The 21,968-nt window shown below is 59.3% G+C and carries 22 protein-coding genes; 12 read left to right on the top strand and 10 right to left on the bottom strand.

The window, feature by feature from the left end:
* Positions 1-268: 268 nt before the first annotated feature.
* The 4 genes from AC2LD7_RS16935 to AC2LD7_RS16920 all read right to left on the bottom strand — a co-directional run bounded on the left by AC2LD7_RS16935 (position 269) and on the right by AC2LD7_RS16920 (position 3,754).
* A complete protein-coding gene (locus tag AC2LD7_RS16935) occupies positions 269-583 on the bottom strand; it encodes a type II toxin-antitoxin system RelE family toxin (protein WP_484598895.1) in 315 nt (104 codons plus the stop codon).
* A complete protein-coding gene (locus AC2LD7_RS16930) occupies positions 549-821 on the bottom strand; it encodes a type II toxin-antitoxin system Phd/YefM family antitoxin (RefSeq protein WP_484598894.1) in 273 nt (90 codons plus the stop codon). Before AC2LD7_RS16930 ends, AC2LD7_RS16935 begins: the two co-directional genes overlap by 35 nt.
* 462 nt (positions 822-1,283) lie before the next feature.
* Positions 1,284-2,525: a polysaccharide pyruvyl transferase family protein gene (locus tag AC2LD7_RS16925; RefSeq protein ID WP_484598893.1), complete on the bottom strand. Its 1,242-nt coding sequence runs from the start codon at positions 2,523-2,525 to the stop codon at positions 1,284-1,286.
* Entirely contained in the window at positions 2,522-3,754 is a 1,233-nt protein-coding gene (locus AC2LD7_RS16920; RefSeq protein ID WP_484598892.1) for a lipopolysaccharide biosynthesis protein, read from the bottom strand. The genes AC2LD7_RS16925 and AC2LD7_RS16920 overlap by 4 nt, the downstream gene beginning before the upstream one ends.
* 426 nt (positions 3,755-4,180) lie before the next feature.
* Here AC2LD7_RS16920 and AC2LD7_RS16915 point away from each other — a divergent pair, with 426 nt between their 5' ends.
* From AC2LD7_RS16915 to AC2LD7_RS16895, 5 genes are all read left to right on the top strand, one after another.
* Positions 4,181-5,056: a YihY/virulence factor BrkB family protein gene (locus AC2LD7_RS16915; RefSeq protein ID WP_484598891.1), complete on the top strand. Its 876-nt coding sequence runs from the start codon at positions 4,181-4,183 to the stop codon at positions 5,054-5,056.
* A 196-nt stretch (positions 5,057-5,252) separates the two neighbouring features.
* A complete protein-coding gene (gene gpgS, locus AC2LD7_RS16910) occupies positions 5,253-6,368 on the top strand; it encodes an N-acetylglucosaminyl phosphatidylglycerol synthase (RefSeq protein WP_484598890.1) in 1,116 nt (371 codons plus the stop codon).
* Positions 6,361-7,125: an N-acetylglucosaminyl phosphatidylglycerol deacetylase gene (gene gpgD, locus AC2LD7_RS16905; RefSeq protein WP_484598889.1), complete on the top strand. Its 765-nt coding sequence runs from the start codon at positions 6,361-6,363 to the stop codon at positions 7,123-7,125. Before gpgS ends, gpgD begins: the two co-directional genes overlap by 8 nt.
* Positions 7,122-8,114 (top strand): glucosaminyl phosphatidylglycerol flippase, encoded by a 993-nt coding sequence (gene gpgF / locus AC2LD7_RS16900; RefSeq protein ID WP_484598888.1) that lies wholly within the window; start codon positions 7,122-7,124, stop codon positions 8,112-8,114. The genes gpgD and gpgF overlap by 4 nt, the downstream gene beginning before the upstream one ends.
* Positions 8,115-8,227: 113 nt before the next feature.
* The gene (locus AC2LD7_RS16895) at positions 8,228-8,419 is read left to right on the top strand and encodes a CsbD family protein (protein ID WP_484598887.1); all 192 of its coding nucleotides are present in this window, start codon (positions 8,228-8,230) and stop codon (positions 8,417-8,419) included.
* 54 nt (positions 8,420-8,473) lie between these two features.
* Here the strand turns inward: AC2LD7_RS16895 and fdxA are convergent, their stop codons facing one another.
* Together fdxA and mutS are read right to left on the bottom strand one after the other, a co-directional pair.
* Positions 8,474-8,797: a ferredoxin FdxA gene (gene fdxA, locus AC2LD7_RS16890; protein ID WP_484598886.1), complete on the bottom strand. Its 324-nt coding sequence runs from the start codon at positions 8,795-8,797 to the stop codon at positions 8,474-8,476.
* Positions 8,798-8,928: 131 nt separating this feature from the next.
* Entirely contained in the window at positions 8,929-11,508 is a 2,580-nt protein-coding gene (gene mutS, locus AC2LD7_RS16885) for a DNA mismatch repair protein MutS (RefSeq protein ID WP_484598885.1), read from the bottom strand.
* Positions 11,509-12,070: 562 nt separating this feature from the next.
* Here mutS and AC2LD7_RS16880 point away from each other — a divergent pair.
* The 4 genes from AC2LD7_RS16880 to recX all read left to right on the top strand — a co-directional run bounded on the left by AC2LD7_RS16880 (position 12,071) and on the right by recX (position 15,381).
* Positions 12,071-13,183, top strand: coding sequence for an acyltransferase family protein (locus tag AC2LD7_RS16880; RefSeq protein WP_484598884.1), 1,113 nt, complete (start codon positions 12,071-12,073; stop codon positions 13,181-13,183).
* A 102-nt stretch (positions 13,184-13,285) separates the two neighbouring features.
* A complete protein-coding gene (locus tag AC2LD7_RS16875) occupies positions 13,286-13,783 on the top strand; it encodes a CinA family protein (RefSeq protein ID WP_484598883.1) in 498 nt (165 codons plus the stop codon).
* Positions 13,784-13,867: 84 nt separating this feature from the next.
* A complete protein-coding gene (gene recA / locus AC2LD7_RS16870) occupies positions 13,868-14,911 on the top strand; it encodes a recombinase RecA (RefSeq protein ID WP_484598882.1) in 1,044 nt (347 codons plus the stop codon).
* A gap of 5 nt (positions 14,912-14,916) precedes the next feature.
* Positions 14,917-15,381: a recombination regulator RecX gene (gene recX / locus AC2LD7_RS16865; RefSeq protein WP_484598881.1), complete on the top strand. Its 465-nt coding sequence runs from the start codon at positions 14,917-14,919 to the stop codon at positions 15,379-15,381.
* Positions 15,382-15,446: 65 nt separating this feature from the next.
* On the opposite strand, the gene AC2LD7_RS16860 is transcribed toward recX, so the two are convergent.
* Both AC2LD7_RS16860 and AC2LD7_RS16855 read right to left on the bottom strand, forming a co-directional pair.
* Positions 15,447-16,538: an LOG family protein gene (locus AC2LD7_RS16860; RefSeq protein ID WP_484598880.1), complete on the bottom strand. Its 1,092-nt coding sequence runs from the start codon at positions 16,536-16,538 to the stop codon at positions 15,447-15,449.
* A gap of 417 nt (positions 16,539-16,955) precedes the next feature.
* A complete protein-coding gene (locus tag AC2LD7_RS16855; RefSeq protein WP_484598879.1) occupies positions 16,956-17,348 on the bottom strand; it encodes a PA3611 family quorum-sensing-regulated virulence factor in 393 nt (130 codons plus the stop codon).
* 122 nt (positions 17,349-17,470) lie between these two features.
* On the opposite strand from AC2LD7_RS16855, the gene AC2LD7_RS16850 reads away from it, so the two are divergent.
* Positions 17,471-18,187, top strand: a complete 717-nt coding sequence (locus AC2LD7_RS16850; protein WP_484598878.1) for a tRNA-uridine aminocarboxypropyltransferase — start codon at positions 17,471-17,473, stop codon at positions 18,185-18,187.
* Positions 18,188-18,202: 15 nt separating this feature from the next.
* Here the strand turns inward: AC2LD7_RS16850 and AC2LD7_RS16845 are convergent, their stop codons facing one another.
* On the bottom strand, positions 18,203-19,126 hold the full coding sequence (locus tag AC2LD7_RS16845; RefSeq protein WP_484598877.1) for a DMT family transporter: 924 nt from the start codon (positions 19,124-19,126) through the stop codon (positions 18,203-18,205).
* 237 nt (positions 19,127-19,363) lie between these two features.
* Between AC2LD7_RS16845 and erdR the strand changes: the two genes are divergently transcribed.
* Positions 19,364-20,014 (top strand): response regulator transcription factor ErdR, encoded by a 651-nt coding sequence (erdR, locus tag AC2LD7_RS16840; protein WP_484598876.1) that lies wholly within the window; start codon positions 19,364-19,366, stop codon positions 20,012-20,014.
* Positions 20,015-20,105: 91 nt separating this feature from the next.
* Here erdR and AC2LD7_RS16835 read toward each other — a convergent pair whose 3' ends face one another.
* On the bottom strand, positions 20,106-21,032 hold the full coding sequence (locus AC2LD7_RS16835; RefSeq protein WP_484598875.1) for a LysR family transcriptional regulator: 927 nt from the start codon (positions 21,030-21,032) through the stop codon (positions 20,106-20,108).
* 112 nt (positions 21,033-21,144) lie between these two features.
* Between AC2LD7_RS16835 and fpr the strand changes: the two genes are divergently transcribed.
* On the top strand, positions 21,145-21,921 hold the full coding sequence (gene fpr / locus AC2LD7_RS16830) for a ferredoxin-NADP reductase (RefSeq protein ID WP_484598874.1): 777 nt from the start codon (positions 21,145-21,147) through the stop codon (positions 21,919-21,921).
* Positions 21,922-21,968: the final 47 nt, after the last annotated feature.

Genomic DNA, 21,968 nt, shown 5'->3' with positions numbered 1-21,968 from the left:
CTGGCATTGGTGTAAGCCAGTCGCTGCAAGCCAGGGATCATTCTCGGTAAGTTTGTTTAGCCAGCTGTTGAGCTCTTTAGTTGGGTCCTTGGTAATAGTCTTCTTTTCAAGGATTACTGATCTTCCGCGTAAGAGATAATCTGGTCTAGAGTGCTGCGTGCCATCTTCTTTTTTAAAAATCCCGTCTAAATTGTCTGCATCTTCGGCGCCAATATTTGAGTGCATGATGAATCATGAAGTCTTTTTTCAAGGGCTTTCATAAAATCCCCTACATTCTTTTGGCTGCACTGCCATACACCTTGCTCCGTTCTCGCTTGCCTACAGCAATCACCGTAACAACTAAGCGACTGTCGATCACCTCATAGACCAGCCGGTAGCCGATAGAGCGGAGCTTGATCTTGTAGCAGTTGGGCATGTCCCGAAGCTTGTCGGCCTCGACTCGGGGATTCTCGAGGCGTTCTTTCAGCTTCTTGGCGAACTGCAGCTGGATGGTGTTGCCCAGCTTGCCCCATTCCTTGAGTGCCTGAGCATTGAACTCCAGGGCGTACTTAGTCGGCTCCGCCGGCTTGCGCGATGAGGTCATCGATATCTACTCGTACAGTAGGTTCACCAACGCGAGCGCGTACGATCTCAGCCAGCCGCAGATCGTCAATCAGCTCCAGCATCGCTTCGTAGCGTGCGGGTGGCACGGCATAGAACGCTGGCTCGTTTCGATTGAGGATCACGACCGTTTCGCCGCCACCTTCGCGAATGGTGCCCATTGGGTCCTTTTTTAGTTCTGTCACCGACGCCGCAACGTCAGCCAGTACCGTGTAAGTCATCGCCATATCCACCTGTTCTCTGCTATCCGCGATTCTAGGGTGCCTGAGCTCATATCTGTGGGCCGAACCGTCAAGCTTCGTTGAGCTAATGTGGGTTCTCTACTATGGGCCGAGCTGTCTTGATTAAGGTCTTCGTAAGGTCATTGTGCGAACGAGGTAAGCGAGCATAGCGTAGCACCCTGAAAAGCACTCTGTAAGATGTTTTTTGATGTGCTCTGCAATCCTGCAATGTGCCGCGATCAGGTGTCCCAAAAAAGGCAATAATCTACAGCAAGCGGGGGTGGGCGATGACGGGACGAGCTGGAGGCCCCGGTTTTACTGGCGTCCAGCTTCTGTGATGGCAGGTGCCGATCTTTCGTAATGCGAAGGTCGGGGGTTCGACTCCTCTTGCCGGCACCAATGAAATCAAGGCCTGCAGCGATGCGGGCCTTTTTCGCTGTTTTTCAAACTGATTTCTGAGAATCAGCTTGCAGCAAGGGCTTCTGACTTGGGTTGCCCATTTGCCTCTGCCTCGCCCCGAGCAGGTGCCTGCTCGTAAAGCTTGACCATATGATCGAGGTTGGCGCGCACGCGGCTTTTCATGGCCTCGACCACGGCCCGCAACTCGGCTCGCTGGGTGTCGCCGAAGGCATTGATCAAGTTTGAGCCGATCTGGCTGATCTGGGGCACTTCCGCAAAGCCACATGACTGCTTCGGTACCCAGGTTTCCAGGAAGCTCGACAGCTTGACAACGCGCTGTGGAAGAAGCGCGATCTGCGGAACGGCATAGGCCAGGGCGGTGATCGCGCCGTGCAGGCTGGTGCCGCAGTAGAGTTTACTGGTGGCGATGCAGCGGATGATGTCTTCGATATTGCCACTGTCGACGCGATAAGCTCGCTCGTCACCCAGCAGGCTGTGAAGCTTGTCGAGCGGCCCGTCGTCGGAATGGCCAGGGGCCTTACCGATGGTGAGCAGGGCAATTTTCAGCCCGGTGGTGACGTTGAGTTCTGTCAGCTGCTGAGCGATCGCCTCGATGCGCCGCTTGGCGTGGTGATCGGAGATATGGAAGACGATATGGCCGGGCTCGGCCGAGTCGACCTGCTGCGTAAACATATCGGAAATGAGGATGGCGCTGTCGGGCACCAGGTTGTGCTCGACACCTAGCTTGTCCAGTTCGGCCGAGGTTTCGCGGTCACGCACGGAAACATAGGTGCAGTCCTTGAGATTCCGTCTGATGGCTTGGTGAATCAACGGCTTCTTTCGGCTGATCTCATTACCGCCCACGCTGTTGTACATCACTTTGTAGCCGGGGAGGTCGCGCTCGCCCAAGACCAGCGGAATATCCGATGGAATCGAGGTGAACAGCCGGCTCAGGCGAATGAAAGCCTTGTGGCCGATAAGGTAGGGGCTGGCCTTGATCGGGTAGTAGATCGCCTGGGGCGCGAGGTAGCCGATGATGCTCTCCCATTGCGCGGTCAGGCATTCGCCGCCGGCGACGATGAGCATGGTTTTAGGCTGGTCGCGGGTGATTTCCAGCGCTTTCTTCAGGGGCATGGTCGGTAGCGCGCCATAGCTAGAAAGGTTGGATTTCTTGGTCGCTGCGACCAGGACGGAAAAGCGGCCGTCCGCTTCCAGATAACGTTTGAGGACGATTGCGAAGAGCAGGTCGCCATAGTTGTGCCGATCATAGGCTCCGTAAGCGATTACGTTTACCCGGTCAGTCATGGCGTCGGACTCCTTTCGATTTGTTTGAACTGGACGTAGAGCAGGGCGTTTTTCAGTGCCAGCGCCACGGCGGTGGCGAAACAGGCGCCATTGACGCCATAGCGCGGGATCAGAATGACGTTGAGCGCCACGTTGATCACGCAGGCGGCGATGTTGTTATGCAGGTAGCGGCGGTGGTTGCCGGTCATGGTCATGAAGATGCCAAGCGGCCCGGCGGCCAGCACGAAGAAATAGCCGGCAGCCAGGACCAGCAACGGATAGACGCCCTGGTCCCGATACTCCGCGCCGAACACAGCCAGGATGTATTCACGCAGCAGGCCTATGGCGAGCAGGATCAGCAGGGCCAGCGCAAGCATGAAGCGCGAGTACTTGCGCACGATGGCGAATGCCCCCGCACGGTCGTTCCGAGCCCAGCGTTTCGATATGTCGGGGGCGATGGTGCCGTTGATGATGAACAGCAAGGTCGTTGAAAGCGCGGCGATCTTGGCGGCGATGTAATAGATGCTGACCTCGCTGGCCGAGCGCAGTACGCCGAGCATCAGCGTGTCGGACAGCTCGATGATGCTGTTCATCACGGCGATGAGCATCAGCGGTGTGCACAGCGTGAGCATTTCCGTCCAGCTGAGCGCGCGCTTGGAATCGGAGGCGGGGAGACTGGAATGTGCACGCCATATCGAGCCGAGAATGGCCAAGCCGTAACTGATGGCAAAACAGACGGCTACGGTGGTCAGGTCATTGCCGGAAATGGCTATCAGCAGCAACGTCAGAGCTGGTTGAAACGCGGTCTGCCAGAACAGCCCCTCGCTGGTTCTGTGTTTGGCTTTCAACGTCTCGCTGGAAATGCTCAGCAAAGATAGGCCGAGTGCGGTGACCGCGAACAGAGCGGTGGCGTGAGCGAAATACGCCTGGGTGGTTTCAGAGAAGTAGACCACCGCTAGGCCGATCAGAAAGACCGGGATGTTCATCAGCGTGGCGAGACCCAGCGCGCGGTGAAAATAGCGGCGTTGCTGGCCATCGCTCAATGATGAGATGTTCTTCAGGCACGCGATGTCCAACCCAAGTCGTGCCACCAGCGATAGAAAGATACCCAAGGCGACGCAAAAAAATACCGTACCGGCGAGTTCGGGAACCAACAGGCGCGCCAGCAGAATGTTCAGGCCGAGCGTAGCCGCTGCGCCGCTGCCTTTGGTAAGGATCAGTCTGGCGTATTTGAAAAGATCTGTGGTCATTCGTGGCTGTGGGGCGTCCGTTGCATATCCCGATTTCATTCGATGCTCCTGCGACCGCGAAGAGCGGCGTAAGCCATATGTGGCATATCCGCGTGCCGGCTGCCGGGGCGAGCCGAGGTTTGGCGGCGATGCCTGCCGCTTCGGTCATGGCGTTGTGCGGTTGCGCCTACAGTCGAGTCAGCGATGGACCTTACTGGAGACTTCATCAAGAGCGTTGCAGCGGCTGAAAGTTCCTTGAGACCGCTGCCACAAGCGTCTTCGTGCTCCGTTCGGACAAATATCGCGTGTCGCTCCGCACGCCATGGATAGTGGTGTACGGATGTCTCGCTGTCCGTGCGACAGTCGGGACGACCACTGGCGAACTCCTGCAAATCCCAGTCGTCCCATTTTTGACGGCTTCGGTTTTTTCTATTTGGGGGAGGCGCAATGGCATTGCTGAATACGCGTGGCATTGGCAGTTTTGAACTGCTGAAACGCACCATCAAGGATTTCAGCAAGGACGACATGACCACCTATGCGTCGGCGTTGGCCTATCGAGCGATCTTTTCGCTGTTTCCCTTTCTGCTGTTTCTGATCGCCCTGCTGGGGATGCTGGATCTGCAGGAGTTTTTCACTTGGCTGCGTGAGCAGGTTTCATTGGTGTTGCCGCCGGATGCGCTCGATCTGGTAAACCCGGTAATCGATCAGATGCAGAACCAGAAAAGCGGCCTTTTGTCGTTCGGTATTCTGTTGGCGCTTTGGTCCGCATCGATCGGCATTCGCTCGCTGATGAATGCGATGAACAAGGCCTACGGTGTAGATGAGGGAAGGCCGACTTGGAAGTTGATGCTGCTCTCGGTGGTCTACACCGTTGGCCTGGCGCTGATACTGCTGGCTGCGGCGGCGCTGATGGTCATCGGCCCGCAGGTGATGGAATGGCTCGCCACTCAGGTGGGCCTGAAAGAGATCGTGGTCACGCTCTGGACTTGGCTGCGCTGGCCCGTGATCGTGATTCTGATGATGCTGGTGGTGGCCGTCCTCTACTACGTCACGCCGGACGTGGAGCAGGAGTTTCGCTTTATCACGCCCGGATCGGTGCTGTCGGTGATCGTCTGGATTGCCGCGTCGGTGGCTTTCGGCCTCTATGTGCAGAATTTTGGCAACTACGATGCCACCTACGGCAGCATCGGGGCGGTCATCGTCCTATTGCTCTATTTCTACATATCGGCGGCGGTGCTGCTGTTCGGCGCGGAAATGAATGCCGTCATCGAGCACGCCTCGGTTGATGGCAAAGACCGGGGCGATAAACGCGTCGAAGGATGAGGCTTTGGACGGGTTCGCTGTCGGATACGCCGAAGACACCAGCGAACAACCGTCTTGAGCGGAGGTCCATTGATTTCATTGCAGAATCTTTCAGGGAGTGGTCCGGCTTCGGCTCGGTGGGATCTGGCTGATTCGACCGTTGCTGGCGTCTGTCTCCGGAGGGTGCTGCATCGAGACCTCACGGAGACGCTCCATCTTGCATATCGCCGACATGACCATGTTCTACGCGCCCGCCAGCGGCGGCGTGCGTACCTATCTCGAGGCCAAACACCGCCGTCTGCAGCTGTATTCGGGGGTTCGCCACAGCATCCTGGTGCCGGGAGACAGCTACAGCCATAACGCCGGTATCTACCAAATACCGGCGCCCGCACTGCCTTTCGGTAAGGGTTACCGCTTCCCAGTGCGGCGCGCGCCCTGGCGCAATCAGCTGCGTGCCCTGCACCCCGACGTTATCGAAGTCGGCGATCCGTATATGACCGCCTGGGCCGCGCTGGATGCTGGGCGGCGTCTCGACGTTCCAGTAATCGGCTTTTATCACTCCGACCTGCCGTTGCTGGTGAGCAACCGCATCGGCGGCTGGCTGGGCACCAACATGAATGGCTACGTCTCGCGGCTGTACGGCAGTTTCGACCGCGTGCTGGCGCCCAGTCGGGTGATGGCCGAAAAGCTGCTGGAACTGGGGGTCAGCAACGTCTATGTACAACCTCTGGGCGTCGATCTGGAGGTTTTCCGTCCTGACCGGCGCGATCCGAAGATACGCCGCGAGCTGGGGTTGAGTGACGATACCCGGCTGATGATCTTTGCCGGCCGCGGTTCGAGAGAGAAGAATATCGACGTGCTGCTGGAAACCGCCCGATTGCTGGGCAAGTCGTATCACTTGCTGCTGGTGGGGTCGAGCATGCCTCACCGCGTCCCGGACAACGTTTCGGTGATCGATCGCTTCTGCCCCGCGCCCGATGTGGCGCGCTATATGGCCAGCAGTGACGTTCTGTTGCACGCCGGTAATCAGGAAACCTTCGGCCTGGTCGCGCTGGAGGCCATGGCCAGCGGCATTCCGGTGGTTGCCACGCGAGCCGGCGCGCTGCCTGAATTGGTGCCGTTCCATACCGGTCGCCTGTGTCGCCCATTGGATGCCCGGGCGATGGCTCAAACCGTGCGCGAACTGTTCGAAGACGATTCCCGGCTGCTTGGCGCCCAGGCGCGTCAGCATGTCGAGGCGCACCACGCCTGGGATGCTGTGGTTGCGGGGTTGCTCGCGCATTATCACGCCGTGCTGGGCACAGCCGATCTGCCGGTCGCCGTGCATGGCTGAGCGCAGCCTGATACTGGTGCTGCATGATGTGACACCGGAAACTTGGCCGGACTATCGGCGCTTCGTCGAAGCGGTCGACGCGCTTGGCCATGTGCCGATTTGCTGGTTAGTGGTGCCGGATTTTCACCGGCGCAATCGGCTCGAGGATCATCCCGGGTTCTGCCGCCTGCTCGATAGTCGGCTGGCGCGCGGCGACGAACTGGTATTGCACGGTTGCAATCATGCTGACGAGGCGCCAGCGCCGCGCTCACCACGGGACTGGTTCATGCGTCGTGTGTTCACCCACGAAGGCGAGTTCTATCCGCTGGACCAGGCTGAGTCCGCTCGGCGTTTGCAGCAGGGCATCGTACTGTTCGCACGACAGCAATGGCCGCTGCACGGGTTCGTGGCGCCGGCCTGGCTGCTGGGGCCCGGTGCGCGGCGTGCACTGGCGACGACCGGACTGATCTACACCAGCGACCCTGGGCACCTATTCCTGCTTCCCAATTACACCGCCATAGACGCACCGGGGCTGGTCTGGAGCGCACGTAGTGCCTGGCGCCGTGGTATGTCGCGGCTGGTCACCGAACAGCTGCTCAATCGCCATCGGCAGGCACCAGTGCTGCGCCTGGGCCTGCACCCTGTCGATATGCGTCACGAGTTTTCGCGCCGCTACTGGCTAAATCTGCTGATCCGGCTGCTCGAAGAAGGCCGGCAGCCGATGACCAAAATCGACTGGCTGAATCGCTATGTACTGGCTTCGAGTGCGGTGGCATGAGTCGACGCTGGTGGCTGCTGCTCGGCGCGTTGTTGGCGGCCGCCCTGATCCCACTTTTATTGGGCGGCAGCGGACTGTTCGAGCGGCTGGTGCGCTTCCCGTCGTGGTTGCTGCTGACCATGCTCGGCATGATCATGCTTGGGTGGTATCTCAACGCGTTGCGCCTGCGCTTGCTGATCGGCAGACGGCGCTTGGGACAGCGCCGTGCGCTGGGCATCGTCGTTGCTACCGAGTTCGCCATTTGTGCCACGCCAGGCGGCGCCGGCGGGCCGTTGACGATGATGGCGTTGCTGTTGCGTCAAGGTGTGGCGCCCGCCAAGGGCACTGCGACCTTTGCCGTCGAACAGCTGACCGATCTGCTGTTTTTCGCCTGTGCGCTGGTCGGCGTACTGATCTACGCGATAACGCACTCGCTCAACACCTATATCGCCAGTCTGCTGGGTTTCAGTGCGGCGCTGCTGATCGGTGTGATGATCGTGCTGGCGCTGCTCGGACGTTTCCACCGGCAGGTATTTTTGCTCAACGGCTGGCTGATTGGCCGGCTGGGAATGAAGGCGCCTCGCAAGCGTTTTTGGGCGCGCAAGGTCCTGAGCTTCCGCAATGCGCTGCTGGAGTGCTTCCGGCTGCCGCGGACCATATTGCTTGGCGTATTCGTCCTGACCACACTGCATTGGCTGCTGCGTTACAGCGTGCTCTATCTCACCCTGCAGGGGTTGGGCAGCCCACTCGCCTGGGCCTGGACCTTTATTGTTCAGTTGCTGGCGCTGACGGCGGGACAGCTGAGCCTATTGCCGGGTGGCGCCGGCAGCGCCGAATTGGCATCGGCCGCCTTGCTTACGCCGCTGGTGGGCACGTCGACCGCGGCAGCCGCGATTCTGATCTGGCGCTTCGTGACGTACTACTTTTACCTGATCGCCGGCGCGCCGTTGTTTCTGCATCTGGCCGGGCGCCCGCTATTCAATCGTCTGGTAAGAGCACGAAACGGCTGAGCTGGCGGAGCTTCTGGATAAGGCCGTGAGCTACCGTTCCTCGGAAAAGCGAAACTATCCACCGATTCGCTCTGTCCACCGAAGGTACCCAACGAAGACAGAGAGGAATAGCCATGAGCAGTACTGGAGACAAGATGAAGGGCAACCTCAATGAAGCCGCCGGCAAGGCCAAACAGGGGCTTGGCGAGGCTACTGACAATGAACGTATGAAGAACGAAGGCCAGCGTCAGGAGGTAAAGGGCGACGCGCAGCAGTTGAAAGGCGAAGCCAAGGATACCCTGAAGAAAGGCGTCGACCGCGCCTGATCCAGGCCTCAAACAAAAATGCCCGCACGATGCGGGCATTTTTGTTAGGGCGGATTAGCGCTCCAGATACTGCAGTTTGTCCTTCACGCCATCCCATTCTTCGGCGTCGGGCAGCGAGTCCTTTTTCTCGGTGATGTTCGGCCAGACTTCCGCGAGATCGGCGTTCAGCGCGATGTATTCCTGTTGCTCATCCGGTACTTCGTCTTCAGAGAAGATTGCCTGGGCCGGGCATTCCGGCTCGCAGAGTGCACAGTCGATGCACTCGTCCGGATGAATGACCAGAAAGTTCGGGCCTTCGTAGAAGCAGTCCACCGGACAGACTTCCACACAATCGGTGTATTTGCACTTGATGCAGTTGTCGGTGACGACGAAGGTCATTTCTAGCTATCTCCTCAGGCGTGTCAGGTAGCGTTGCATGACGCTCCCGTTCGGCAGGGCTATAGCGGCACCAGGCGAATGCCGCGTATATCCAAAAAATGCGCGCGATTCTATCAGCTTTTTTGTAACCGTCAGACTCGTGTTTTCAAGTTGTATAGCAGGTCCAGCGCCTGACGCGGAGTCATGTCATCGGGATTTATTCTTCCCAATTCATCAATCACTGGGTGCGGCAGGCTGGCGAACAGATCGTTCTGCAAAGGTGGTGCAGGCTGGCCAGCGGATATCTTCGGCGTTTCGTGAGGCAAGCTGGTCGTTTCCAGTCGCGACAGATGGTCGCGCGCACGCTGGATCACATTGGCCGGTACGCCTGCCAGCTGCGCCACTGCCAGGCCGTAACTCTGGCTGGCTGGGCCCGGCAACACGTGGTGGAGGAAGACGATGCGCTCGTTGTGCTCGGTGGCGGACAGGTGCACGTTGGCCACTACCGCTTCGCTTTCAGGCAGCACCGTCAGCTCGAAGTAATGGGTGGCGAACAGCGTGAAGGCGCGCAGCCCGGCCAGATGTTCGGCAGCGGCCCAGGCCAGCGACAGACCATCGAAAGTGCTCGTGCCGCGACCGACTTCGTCCATCAGCACCAGGCTGCGGTCACTGGCGTTGTGCAAGATGTTAGCGGTTTCGCTCATCTCCACCATAAAGGTCGAACGGCCGCCGGCTAGGTCGTCGGAAGAGCCGATGCGGGTAAAGATGCGATCTACCAGCGATAGCTCGCAGGCTTTTGCCGGCACGAAACTCCCAATCTGCGCGAGGAGCACGATCAGAGCAGTCTGGCGCATATAGGTGGACTTACCGCCCATGTTCGGCCCGGTGATCACCAGCATGCGCGTGTCGTCGTCCAGGCTCAGGTCATTGGCGACGAAGGGCGCCTGCAGCACTTGCTCGACCACTGGATGGCGACCCTGCTCGATTTGCATGCAGGGATGATCGACAAAGCGTGGGCGATTGAGATCGAGGGTCAGCGCGCGTTCGGCCAGATTGCTCAGGACGTCCAGTTCGGCCAGCGCCGCGGCGCTTTCCTGCAACGGGGCGAGATGGTCAATCAGCATTTCCAGTAGTTGCTCGTAGAGTTGTTTCTCGCGCGCCAGGGCGCGGCTCTTAGCCGACAGGGCTTTGTCTTCGAACTCCTTCAGTTCCGGCGTGATAAAGCGCTCGGCGCCCTTGAGCGTCTGTCGGCGAATGTAATCGGCCGGTGCCGATTCGGCCTGCTTGCTCGGCAGTTCGATGAAATAGCCGTGCACGCGGTTGTAGCCGACCTTGAGGTTGGCCAGGCCGGTTCGGGCTTTTTCGCGGGCTTCCAGGTCCATCAGGTACTGGCCGGCATTTTCGGAAAGCGATTGCAACTCGTCCAGCTCGGCGTCGTATCCGGTTTTCAGCACACCGCCGTCGCGAATCACCGCTGGCGGGTTGTCGATGATTGCCTTGGCCAGCAACTCGGCAAGCTCGGGATAGGTGCGGATGTTGTTAGCCAGACTGGCAAGGTGCGGCGCCACTAATTCCTGCATGCCGTCCTGCAGTTGCGGCAGGGCGGCAAGTGCATCACGCAGGCGCGCCAGATCGCGCGGGCGAGCGTTGCGTAACCCGATCCGCGCGAGGATACGTTCGAGGTCTCCGATGTCCTTGAGCTGCGGTTGGATCTGTTCGAAGCGGTAATGCTCGAGCAAACAGGTAATCGAATCCTGGCGCGCTTCGAGAATGCCGCGGTCGCGCAGTGGACGGTTCAGCCAGCGACTGAGCAAGCGGCTGCCCATGGCGGTCTGGCAACGGTCTACCACCGATTGCAGGGTGTTATCGCGGCCACCGCCGAGGTTGATGTCCAACTCCAGGTTGCGCCGGGTCGCGCCATCGAGGATCACCGTGTCGTCCAGGCGCTCATGGCGCAGGCTGCGCAGGTGATGCAGGGCGGTACGTTGGGTTTCCTTTGCGTAGGTCAGCAAGCAGCCGGCGGCGCCGATCGCCAGCGTCAGTTTCTCGCAGCCGAAACCTTTCAGATCCTGAGTGCCGAACTGCTGGCAGAGGCCCTTGAGCCCGCTGTCGCGGTCGAAATCCCAGGGCGCACGGCGGCGTACGCCGCGGCGTTTCTCGACCGGCAGGCCGACGGGCCAGTCGTCCGGAATCATCAGCTCGGCCGGGCTCAGGCGTTCCACCTCGGCTAGCAGGGTTTCCCATCCGCTGAATTCCTGGACACTGAAGCGCCCGCTGGTGATGTCCAGCACTGACAGCCCGAACAGCTTTTCATCACCCAGCACGGCAGCGAGCAGATTGTCGCGGTGCTCGTCGAGCAGCGCCTCATCGCTCACCGTGCCGGGGGTGATGATGCGCACCACCTGGCGCTCCACCGGCCCCTTGCTGGTTGCCGGGTCGCCAATCTGTTCGCAGATCACCACAGACTCGCCGAGCTTCACCAGCCTACCGAGATAACCCTCGGCAGAATGGAAGGGAATCCCGGCCATGGGAATCGCCTTGCCACCCGATTGGCCGCGCGCGGTTAGGGTGATGTCCAGCAGCTTGGCCGCCTTCTTGGCGTCGTCGTAGAACAGCTCGTAGAAGTCGCCCATGCGGTAGAACATCAGCTGATCCGGATGCTCGCGCTTGAGCCGCCAGTACTGTTGCATCATCGGAGTGTGTGCGGAGAGATCGGAGTTGGGCTTGGTCATCGGCTTGCGGTGCGGTTCGTGGTGAGGCGGAAGAACCGGGGCATTGTCATCATCTGCCGGTGCGGCTCGGTGGAGCAGAGCTGCAGGACGAGGTACGGTTCCCCCGCTGAAAGCCGACAAGGTTAACACGGGCCTGCCATACTCAGCAGGCATGGCGTTTGGCAGGTGGGGCCGGCTTCCCTCGGACTCCAATGCTTTCCAGGGTTGGTCAGGGGACGTGATGTCAGCGGCCGGCAAGCGAGGCGAGCGCGTTGACAAACGATCCGGTGCCGCCGATCCTTCGGTCAATGGAAAGAGCCTGCGCTGAGCGACTCGGCCTCTTTTCGGTTTTTTACCGCCTCGCAGTTGCGCAGACGCCCTTGGGCAGCTGCCGCGGTAGCGTGCCTGGTCTTCGCTGTCGCCTCACCCAATCGACCCGCTCTCGGCTCCCGAATATGACACTTGCCGGTCAGAATTGCGGGTTTCCGATCCATCGCCACCGTGGCGAACGCCTGCGTTTCATCCTCTCGCGCCAGTAGCTCTGGCGACTCTTACATCTCCCAGTTCAAAGTGAGCAGCAGACATGCCCCGACTACTCGGACTCGATGCCCTGCGTGGTGCGGCGGCGTTGTGCGTCGCCTATTCCCATCTAATCGCTAAAATGAAACGCGACGGCTCTTTCGACGAGCTGACCGGCTACCTGTTCCTCACTACCAAGACGGTGTTGGATGTCGGCAAGATCAGCGTTCTGGTGCTGTTCGCCCTGAGCGGCTATTTCGTCGTTGCCGGTCTGTACAAGAACCGCGGTAGCTACGAGCGACCGATCGCCGCGTTCGTCTATCAGCGCTTCTTCCGGCTTTTCCCTTTGTACTGGTTTTCGTTGTTTCTTGGCGTAATTTTTCCGTGGGACGACCCGGCGCGACTGTTCACTCCGCTGGTTATCGCCCTCAATGCCACGATGTTGCAGGGCTTCTTCCTGGTCGAGAACGTGATCGGGCTGTACTGGACGCTGCAAATCGAGATCACCTTTTATGCGCTCTGCGTGGTGATGTTCGCCTTCAGGCTGGGCCGCTCGCCGCGGATGGATCTGCTTTTACTGGTCCTTCAGTACTGCTTCACGCTGTTGCTCGCCTACCTGCGCTACAGTCTGGAGGCCAAGCTGCCAGTGGCGCTGCCGCTGATGGTGAGTGTGTGCTTCCTCGGCGCGCTGTGGAAAAGCACCGACAACGGACGCGCAGCCGACACTGGAGGCTACGCCTGGGCTGCGGTTGCGTTGTTCTATATCTTCCTTCTTCCGGTCTGCCTGCTCGCCTATTCCCGCGACACCGGGCTGGATGAAACCTGGTACCGCTACTTCGTGAGCTACAGCGTGGGTATAGCGATATTTCTGATTGCGACGCGAATGAATGGGCAAGGGCTGCGGTGGTTGGCTCCCATCGGAGGCGTGGGCTACATCATTTTTTTGACCCACCCTTCGATTTTCGCTATCGCCGAGCGTCTGCAATTCCATCCCGCGACGCTGAATATTCCCGGTCCGCTGTATATCGGCATCATGCTGGCGATCGTCACGCTGTTTGCCTTCTTCGTCAAAAGAACCCTTTCCGATCCAATCCAGGCCTATGGCGATAAGGTCGTCAGCCGGCTGGGAAGACGCCGTGACAGTAAGCTTGCCGGACCCGCACAGCCAGAGGCGTGATGGAAGGCACGTGCCTTTTGATCGACTGCGAGTGTGGCGGACTGAAGTGTGTGGTCAGTTGGTGTAGGGTATCAGCCAGCTTTTTTACCTACCGGAGCTTTAATGAATCTCACCGATCTCGCCATGCGGCTGGGCGATGTTCTGCAGCGAGAGGGTGCACAGGTCAGCACCGCGGAATCCTGTACCGGTGGCGGTATCGCCGAAGTCATCACTCGAATCGCAGGTAGCTCAGCCTGGTTCGAAGCGGGCTTCGTCACCTATTCGAACGTGCAGAAAACCCGCCAACTCGGTGTGCCGGAGTCGTTGTTCATCCAAGTTGGTGCCGTGAGCAGGGAAGTCGTCGAAGCCATGGCGCGCGGAGCGCAACAGAACAGTGGCGCGCGCTTCTCTGTGGCGGTCAGCGGTGTTGCCGGGCCGGGAGGTGGTTCGCCGGAAAAGCCGGTTGGCACCGTGTGGTTGGCATGGGCCGCTGACGAGCGAGTTGTCGCCCGACGTTTTCAATTTCTTGGCGACCGGCAGGCGGTGCGCGAGCAGAGCGTGGAGGCCGCGCTCATCGGATTGATCCGACTCGCGGCTGGAGAAAATCCGCTTCAGGGCTAGGCGCTTCATTTTGCCTATGCTCTAATACTGTCTACTTATACAGTTGTTGCGGCCTCTGGCCCTCTTGATCAAGTGAGGATTGTAATGGACGAGAACAAGAAGCGCGCCTTGGCTGCTGCCTTGGGCCAGATCGAAAAGCAGTTCGGTAAAGGCGCAGTCATGCGCATGGGCGATCACGATCGCCAGGCGATTCCTTCCATTTCTACCGGCTCGCTGGGCCTGGATATTGCGTTGGGCATTGGTGGTCTGCCAAAGGGCCGGATCGTTGAAATCTACGGTCCGGAATCTTCAGGCAAGACCACATTGACCCTGTCGGTGATCGCCGAGGCCCAGAAGATGGGTGCTACTTGCGCCTTCGTCGATGCCGAACACGCGCTCGATCCCGACTACGCCGGCAAGCTCGGCGTCAACGTCGATGACCTGTTGGTTTCGCAGCCGGACACCGGGGAGCAAGCACTGGAAATCACAGACATGCTGGTGCGTTCCAATGCGGTGGACGTGATCATCGTCGACTCCGTGGCCGCCCTGGTGCCTAAGGCGGAAATTGAAGGCGAGATGGGCGATACCCATGTCGGTTTGCAGGCCCGCCTGATGTCCCAGGCGTTGCGCAAGATCACCGGTAATATCAAGAACGCCAACTGCCTGGTCATCTTCATCAACCAGATCCGTATGAAGATCGGCGTGATGTTCGGTAGTCCTGAAACCACCACGGGTGGTAACGCCTTGAAATTCTACGCTTCGGTGCGTCTCGACATCCGTCGTACCGGCGCGGTGAAGGAAGGCGACGAAGTAGTCGGCAGTGAAACCCGTGTCAAAGTCGTCAAGAACAAGGTGGCGCCGCCGTTCCGTCAGGCCGAATTCCAGATTCTTTATGGCAAAGGCATCTACCGCAATGGCGAGGTCATCGACCTAGGTGTGCAGCAGGGGCTGGTTGAGAAATCGGGTGCCTGGTACGCCTACAAGGGCAGCAAGATCGGTCAGGGCAAGGCCAACGCTGCCAAGTACCTCGAAGAAAACCCGGAAATCGGCCGCGAGATCGAGCAGCAGATCCGTGACAAGCTGTTGGTGGTTTCGCCGAACACCAAAGCCAATCCGGCGGCTGTAGACCTGGTCGAAGCCGATATCTGATCCATATGCCAGTCATGCTCGACAACCCCGCTGCGGTGCGGCGGGCTGCAATGGATCTTCTGGCCCGTCGTGAGCATGGACGCATCGAATTGAGCCGCAAATTGCGCTTACGTGGTGCGCCGGCCGATCTCATCGAACCGGCACTGGACCGTCTTGCCGACGAAGGCCTGCTCAGCGAAACCCGCTATCTGGAAAGTTTCGTTCGTATGCGTGCGAATGCGGGTTACGGCCCCTTGCGCATACGTGAAGAACTGACTCAGCGTGGCCTCGCCCGAGAGGATATCGAGCAGGCGCTGCGCGACAGCGGCTTCGATTGGGGTGAACAGTTGCGTGCGGTCTGGCTACGCAAATTTTCCGGAGAGGTGCCGAGCGACCAGCGGGAGCGGGCCAGGCAGGGTCGATTTCTCAGCTATCGTGGTTATCCGCTGGATATGATTGGGCGTCTCCTGCGGGGCGGTTCGCCCGATTAGCCTAGGCGCAGCAGTGTTTCCGTTCTCTTGCGCATGATCATCGCGGGAGCATGAACTCACCTTCCTTAGTCTTCGGCTCCCAGCGGCTCAGCCCAGTTCTCTTTCGCATTGATGAAATCGGTCAGTTCGCGCAGCCGACCATGGTCGCGGCCGTTGAACACGAAGCTCAGCCGCGGTAGCCGCTGCAGTTCCGGCTCATCCAGTTCCATCTCGCAGCATGCCTGCTGCTCGAAGCGGCCTTTCAGACATAGATCGGCGAATTCGTCGTTCATGAAGCGCAGTGCAGCATCGGTCAACACATGGTTCATGCGCATAACGAATAGGGTCTTCAGCCATCGGCTCGAATGAAAGTTGCTATAGAAATTATCGATCTCTGCGGCAGCGTCTTCAGCGTTATCGACCAAGCGCATCAGACGCATGTCGGTTGGCAAAATGTAGCGATTGCCTTCTAACTGATGACGCATGAAGCTCAGCGCGTCCTTCCAGAACGAACCGCCTGGCTCGTCCAACAGCACGATCGGCACCAGTGGACTCTTGCCGGTCTGTACCAAGGTCAGGACCTCCAGTGTTTCGTCCAGCGTGCCGAAACCGCCCGGGCAAAGCACCAGCGCATCGGCCTCCTTGATGAAGAACAGCTTACGCACGAAGAAGAAGTGGAACGACAGTAGGTGGTCGGTGCCGTCTACCGTCGGGTTGGCGTGCTGCTCGAAAGGTAGGGTGATGTTCAGCCCGAGGCTGTTGCCCGTACCGGCGCCCTCATGCGCGGCGGCCATGATCCCACCCCCGGCTCCGGTAATGACCATCAGGTCATAGCGCGCCAGCGTTTCTCCAAGCTCGCGCGCCAGTGCATACAGAGGGTGCTCGATAGGTGTGCGGGCCGAGCCGAAAACGGTGACCTTGCGCCGCCGTTTGAATTGGTCGAGCCGGCTGAAGGCGTGTTCCATTTCGCGCATGGTCTGCAGCAAAATCTTGGCATCCCAGCGGTTTCGATCCGCTTGTGCCATGCGCATGACGGTTACCAGCATTTCCCGGTAGAGCGGCAGGTTCTGGCTGGTTGGTGGAACGACCTGCGCGAGCAGCTCATCTATTTTTTTCAACAGGTCCGCGCCGCTGGTCTTGAAGTGCCTCGATAGGTAATCGTCCGGTTCGAAAGGCATACAACGTCTCCCATGTATTGGAGCCGGCGGCGCTTACGGCGCCGCCCTACGCAGGTTTTTGCTTCTTGCGCGGTGTATTGCGGCTGGTGCTCATACTCCAATGAATGTGACGAATCGGAGAGGTTCCGGCAGTGCTAGCGCGGGCCGGTTGCTCCTGGTCTTGGTTTAACAGTAGCCCATCGCGTCGGTGTGATACATGACGCTGCGCTGGAATGGACCAAGCCAGGAACGGCACGGTGATCGGTGGGCACCGTAACGCTGCCGTATTGGTGGCGCCCTGCGAGCGGTCTCGACGTACGGTAAGCAGCCGCCCGGATCAAGCGGCACCTACAGTTGCCGGCCAGAAACAATCCAAGGGTGCTGCTGAGAAGGAGCCGAAAAGAACCTTACGTAAACGTTCTTTGCTTGCCAAAGACCTCAGCAATCGCTGGCGCGGTAGCGTTCAGTGGTAATAGGCTTCTTGCTTTGGTATTCGCTGAATTCGAAGCGTAATACCGCCCCCTCATTCATCAAATGGCGCAGGCCATCGTTGTTGCAGACGCTCGCAGCCAGTTGCGTGCGGACCTGCTTCGGATTGTCGCGCATCTGCGCGGCATGGCGGGGCTGGACGCTCAGGTGATTGACCAGTTCATTCCCATCGACGCTATAGCCTTCGTCGAGAAGATCGGAGTTGATAGCGCGTGGCGTGCCGACACTGCTTTCGCTGGCAACTTTCTCGAGTAGCTGGGTGAGCGCATGATCCTGCGCGGAAGCGGTATGGGCGAAGGGCAGGGCGAGGCAGAGCGCGATTAGGGTGGTCAAACGGTGCATGGGTGATCTCCTGATGACTGCCCGTCGTTCGACCGATAGCTGCCAGCGCGGTTCATTGGCGCCTGCCATCGGCGCCGGTCGGCCTGCTAAACTACCGGCCCGCCAGATGAATCCCAGTTCCCATGCCACATGCCGTAGCCCGTTTGCGCGAAACGCGCCTGGCCCGTAGCGCCAAGCCCTTTATCGCGAGGGGGTCGCGTACGCCTCGTTGCGTCCGATGCCGCGTCGCCAGCAGTCATTGCCTGTGCAACTGGCTGCCGCAGGCGGAGGCGAGTAGCGGGATGTGCCTGATCATGCATGACATAGAGCCGCTGAAGCCGAGCAACACCGGCTGGTTGATCGCTGATATCGTCGCTGACACCTACGCCTTCACCTGGCAGCGGACCGGAGTCGATCCCGCGCTGCTGGCGCTGCTGGCCGATCCTCAGTATCAGCCGTTCGTGGTGTTTCCCGGCGAGTATGCTGAACCCGAACGCGTGGTCACCGATGTCGAAGTGTTCGCGTGCAAGCGCCCGCTGTTCATCCTGCTCGATGCAACCTGGACCGAGGCGCGCAAGATGTTCCGCAAGAGTCCGTATCTGAATCGTCTGCCGGTGTTGAGCCTGCAGGCTGATGTGCTTTCACGCTATCGGCTGCGACGCTCAACTCGTAGCGAGCATCTGTGCACTGCGGAAGTCGCGGCGTTGTGTCTGGCGCTGGCAGGTGATGGCCGGGCATCTGCGGCGCTGGATGCCTGGCTCGATGGATTCACGGACCATTATCTCGGGGCCAAGCACCACCGCGAACCCGATCCAAATGACGCTATCCATCGAGCGCTGGCGGCGCTCGGCCAACGCTGATTGGTTCAAGCGCGGTCAGTGCCTTGCCGTTTGCGGAATCTCGCTGCCGACTATCGGTGGCAGTGCTTTGCGCGGCCAGAGCTGCGCCGCAAGCATGCCGATGAACATCAGCGCACAACCGAAGTAGCCGCGAAGACTGAGGCTTTCATCGAGAAACAGCGCGCCAGCGATCGCCGCGAACACCGCTTCGAGTGAGAGGATGATGGCCGCATGCGAAGCGATCGCATGCTTCTGCGCGACGACTTGCAAGGTGTAACCCACGCCTACCGCGAACATGCCGCCATATATCAGCGCCGGCGCCGCGAGCCAGATGCTGTTCAGACTGGCATCTTCGAACAGCGCTGCAAGCGCAAGGCTGACAACCGCGCAGGTGGCGAATTGCAGAAAGGCCAAGCGGATAGCGTCGTGGCGGCTGACGAAAAAGCTCACCAGCAATACATGAATGCCCCATACGAAGGCGCCTGCCAACTGTATCCAGTCGCCGGACGCGACTTGAAAGTTCTCGCCAATGCTGAGAAAAGCCATGCCAGCCACTGCCAGAACCGCACCCAGCCAGGTCCCCATTCCGGTTCGCTGGCCGATGATCAAACCCAGCAGCGGCACGACGATAACGTACAGGCCGGTGATGAAGCCTGAATTGGTCACGCTGGTGAAGAGCAGACCGACCTGTTGCAGGTTGATGCCCAAAGTGAGCGCAAGTCCCATGCAAAAGCCTCCCAACAGCAGGCCCCGCTGAAAGAAAGGTTCGTGTCGAGCAGCGCCGCGGCCCTGATGCAGCAGCAGGGGCAACAGTACGATCGCGCCCAAAGCGAAGCGCAGACCGGTGAACAGGAACGGGCCGATGTTATCCATACCGATCCGCTGAGCGACGAAAGCGGTCCCCCAGATCATTGCGGTAATGAGCATTAGAAAATCGGCACGAAGGGCTTGGTTACGCATGTTTGGGCTCGGCTGGGAAAGTCGGAAACTTTGCATCAAACCGATGTGCTTGACCACATATTCATCGGCAGGCACGTTTGCGTCGCCTGATTAAATACGGGCCGGTGATCGAATTTCGAGTGGTGGCGCGATATCATCACCTCGTTCGTTCCCGAGCTATATTTCGGGTAATTGCCGACATGATGTCAGCATCCGGCTCAGGCCGATGAAGGCGCTAATAAAAACTATAGGTCTGCCATGGCTGCTTACGAAATCCTTATCGCCGATGATCACCCGCTGTTTCGCAGTGCGCTTCAGCAAGCGTTGACGCTGGGTCTGGGAGATGGCGTGCGACTGTCTGAAGCAGCCAGCATCGCCGAGTTGGAAACCCTGCTGACCCGAGCCTCGGATTGGGATCTGGTGCTGCTGGATTTGAATATGCCGGGCGCCTACGGGTTTTCCGGGCTGGTTCTACTGAGGGGGCAATATCCCCAACTGCCGGTGGTGATGATTTCCGCTCAGGAAGACGCTGCGGTTGTTGCGCGCGCTCGCGAGTTCGGTGCCAGCGGCTTCATTCCCAAATCCAGCTCGTTGGAAACCATCCAAGAGGCCGTACGGGTCGTGCTCGACGGCGACGTCTGGTGGCCCAGCAACATTCAGGACGTGGCCCACGTCAGCCCCGAAGCCAAGGCGGCCAGCGAAGGTCTCGCCAGCCTCACACCCCAACAGTTTCGGGTATTGACCATGGTCTGCGACGGCTTGCTGAACAAGCAGATCGCCTACGAGCTCAGCGTCTCCGAGGCAACCATCAAGGCTCACGTCACGGCGATTTTCCGTAAGCTGGGCGTCCGTACTCGGACCCAGGCAGCGCTGCTGTTGCAGCAGATGGCTTCGATTCCGAGCGGGTGAATCAGCCTTTCACCTCGGGTGAACAAGCTATGCGGCTGGTCCGCACCGCTGCGCAGTGCACGCTTTCAAGCGCTGAGTACTTCTATCGCTTTCACGCAATAGTTGGCAGCACGATCTCGTCACTACGCCGGATCCCGGCCGTAAGCGCCCGGCACTGCTCGATGAACTCACGCATCGCCGCGGTCTGGTATTTCAGCGAATGCCAGATGAAATAGAACTGCCGAGTCAAGTCCAGCTCTGGCGTCGCCACCGCAACCAGGCTGCCACGGCGAAATGCGTCACGCAGCGCCAGCCTCGAAATACAGCCAATCCCCAGCCCTGACTCGACGGCCCGCTTGATCGCTTCGGTATGTTCCAGTTCGAGCCGAATGTTCAGTTTCGCCGGATGATGACGCATGGCGTGGTCGAAGGTCAGGCGAGTGCCCGAGCCTTGTTCACGGAGAATCCAGGCTTCACGCGATAATTCGTCCAGACTCACGTCCGTGCGCCCGGCCAGGGGATGCTGCGGTGCGCAGAACACCACCAGTTCGTCCTCAACCCACGGAAGCACCTCGATGTCCGGGTGTTGGCAATCGCCTTCAATCAAACCTAGATCGAGTTCATGTTGCGCAACCTGAAGGACGATATGCGCCGTGTTCTGGACATGCAGCTTCACCCGACATTCAGGATGATGTTGCATGAAGCTGCCAATCAGCAGGGTAGCGAGGTAGTTGCCGATCGTCAGCGTTGCGCCGACGTTGAGTGAGCCGAAGCCTGATTTGCCAGCCAGCAGATCCTCAATGGCCTTGGCTTGATCGAGCAGACTCACCGCTTGCGGCAACAGTTGGCGGCCCAGTGCATTCAGCCACAAGCGTTTGCCGGCACGGTCGAAGAGCTGGCAATCGGACTGGCGCTCCAGTTCAGCCAGCGAAGTGCTCGTTGCCGATTGCGACAGGGCAAGACTTTCCGCGGCACGGGAAACGCTTTCCTGGCGAGCAACGGAGACAAATACCTGAAGCTGGCGCAACGTAAAATGCATATCTATATAACCGATAAGATATATCGTTAATATTCAATTAACGGATATTAGCGGTGCCGGTAGACTGCTGCAAATATTGAAGCGTCTACCGCGCGCTAAGGGGAATCCGTACATGAGCAACTTGAACGTTGAGCGAGTCCTCAGTGTGCATCACTGGAACGACACGTTGTTCAGTTTCAAAACCACCCGTAACCCAGGGCTGCGCTTTGAGAACGGCCAGTTCGTGATGATTGGCCTGGAGGTCGAAGGGCGGCCCCTGATGCGTGCCTACAGCATCGCCAGCCCTAACTATGAAGAGCATCTGGAATTCTTCAGCATCAAGGTCTCGGACGGCCCGCTGACGTCGCGGCTGCAGCATCTCAAGGAAGGTGATTCGCTGATGATCAGCCGCAAGCCGACCGGCACCCTCGTGCTCGATGACTTGCTGCCGGCCAAGCACCTCTATCTATTGAGTACCGGTACCGGCCTGGCGCCCTTCATGAGCGTGATCCAGGATCCGGAAACCTACGAGCGTTTCGAAAAGGTCATTCTGGTTCATGGTGTGCGCTACGTGAACGAAGTCGCTTATCGCGAATTCATCACCGAGCATCTGCCGCAGAACGAATTCTTCGGCGAAGCCTTGAAGGAGAAGCTGATCTACTACCCGACCGTGACTCGCGAGCCTTTCGATAATCAGGGACGGCTGACCGACCTGATGCGCAGCGGCAAGCTGTTCAGGGACATCGGTCTGCCAGCGATCAACCCCGAGGACGACCGCGCAATGATCTGCGGTAGCCCGAGCATGCTGGCCGAAACCAGCGAGGTGCTGGACAGCTTCGGTCTCAAAGCATCGCCGCGGATGGGCGATCCAGGGCATTACTTGATCGAAAGAGCGTTCGTCGAAAAATAATCGCACCGGTAGACACGAACGAGAGGCCGGCTGGCGCGATGCGCTCT

Source organism: Stutzerimonas sp. (assembly GCF_982611455.1).
The sequence above is the reverse complement of the archived record's forward strand: the minus strand, read 5'-3'. Positions and strand labels throughout refer to the sequence as shown.

Coding starts and splice junctions, on each gene's coding strand:
- AC2LD7_RS16920 (WP_484598892.1), bottom strand. CDS start 3,754: ATGACCACAGATCTTTTCAAATACGCCAGACTGATCCTTACCAAAGGC.
- AC2LD7_RS16880 (WP_484598884.1), top strand. CDS start 12,071: ATGCCCCGACTACTCGGACTCGATGCCCTGCGTGGTGCGGCGGCGTTG.
- fpr (WP_484598874.1), top strand. CDS start 21,145: ATGAGCAACTTGAACGTTGAGCGAGTCCTCAGTGTGCATCACTGGAAC.
- AC2LD7_RS16935 (WP_484598895.1), bottom strand. CDS start 583: ATGACCTCATCGCGCAAGCCGGCGGAGCCGACTAAGTACGCCCTGGAG.
- AC2LD7_RS16895 (WP_484598887.1), top strand. CDS start 8,228: ATGAGCAGTACTGGAGACAAGATGAAGGGCAACCTCAATGAAGCCGCC.
- recA (WP_484598882.1), top strand. CDS start 13,868: ATGGACGAGAACAAGAAGCGCGCCTTGGCTGCTGCCTTGGGCCAGATC.
- AC2LD7_RS16855 (WP_484598879.1), bottom strand. CDS start 17,348: ATGCACCGTTTGACCACCCTAATCGCGCTCTGCCTCGCCCTGCCCTTC.
- AC2LD7_RS16915 (WP_484598891.1), top strand. CDS start 4,181: ATGGCATTGCTGAATACGCGTGGCATTGGCAGTTTTGAACTGCTGAAA.
- AC2LD7_RS16875 (WP_484598883.1), top strand. CDS start 13,286: ATGAATCTCACCGATCTCGCCATGCGGCTGGGCGATGTTCTGCAGCGA.
- erdR (WP_484598876.1), top strand. CDS start 19,364: ATGGCTGCTTACGAAATCCTTATCGCCGATGATCACCCGCTGTTTCGC.
- AC2LD7_RS16930 (WP_484598894.1), bottom strand. CDS start 821: ATGACTTACACGGTACTGGCTGACGTTGCGGCGTCGGTGACAGAACTA.
- gpgF (WP_484598888.1), top strand. CDS start 7,122: ATGAGTCGACGCTGGTGGCTGCTGCTCGGCGCGTTGTTGGCGGCCGCC.
- AC2LD7_RS16925 (WP_484598893.1), bottom strand. CDS start 2,525: ATGACTGACCGGGTAAACGTAATCGCTTACGGAGCCTATGATCGGCAC.
- gpgD (WP_484598889.1), top strand. CDS start 6,361: ATGGCTGAGCGCAGCCTGATACTGGTGCTGCATGATGTGACACCGGAA.
- AC2LD7_RS16850 (WP_484598878.1), top strand. CDS start 17,471: ATGCCACATGCCGTAGCCCGTTTGCGCGAAACGCGCCTGGCCCGTAGC.
- AC2LD7_RS16860 (WP_484598880.1), bottom strand. CDS start 16,538: ATGCCTTTCGAACCGGACGATTACCTATCGAGGCACTTCAAGACCAGC.
- fdxA (WP_484598886.1), bottom strand. CDS start 8,797: ATGACCTTCGTCGTCACCGACAACTGCATCAAGTGCAAATACACCGAT.
- mutS (WP_484598885.1), bottom strand. CDS start 11,508: ATGACCAAGCCCAACTCCGATCTCTCCGCACACACTCCGATGATGCAA.
- AC2LD7_RS16845 (WP_484598877.1), bottom strand. CDS start 19,126: ATGCGTAACCAAGCCCTTCGTGCCGATTTTCTAATGCTCATTACCGCA.
- AC2LD7_RS16835 (WP_484598875.1), bottom strand. CDS start 21,032: ATGCATTTTACGTTGCGCCAGCTTCAGGTATTTGTCTCCGTTGCTCGC.
- recX (WP_484598881.1), top strand. CDS start 14,917: ATGCCAGTCATGCTCGACAACCCCGCTGCGGTGCGGCGGGCTGCAATG.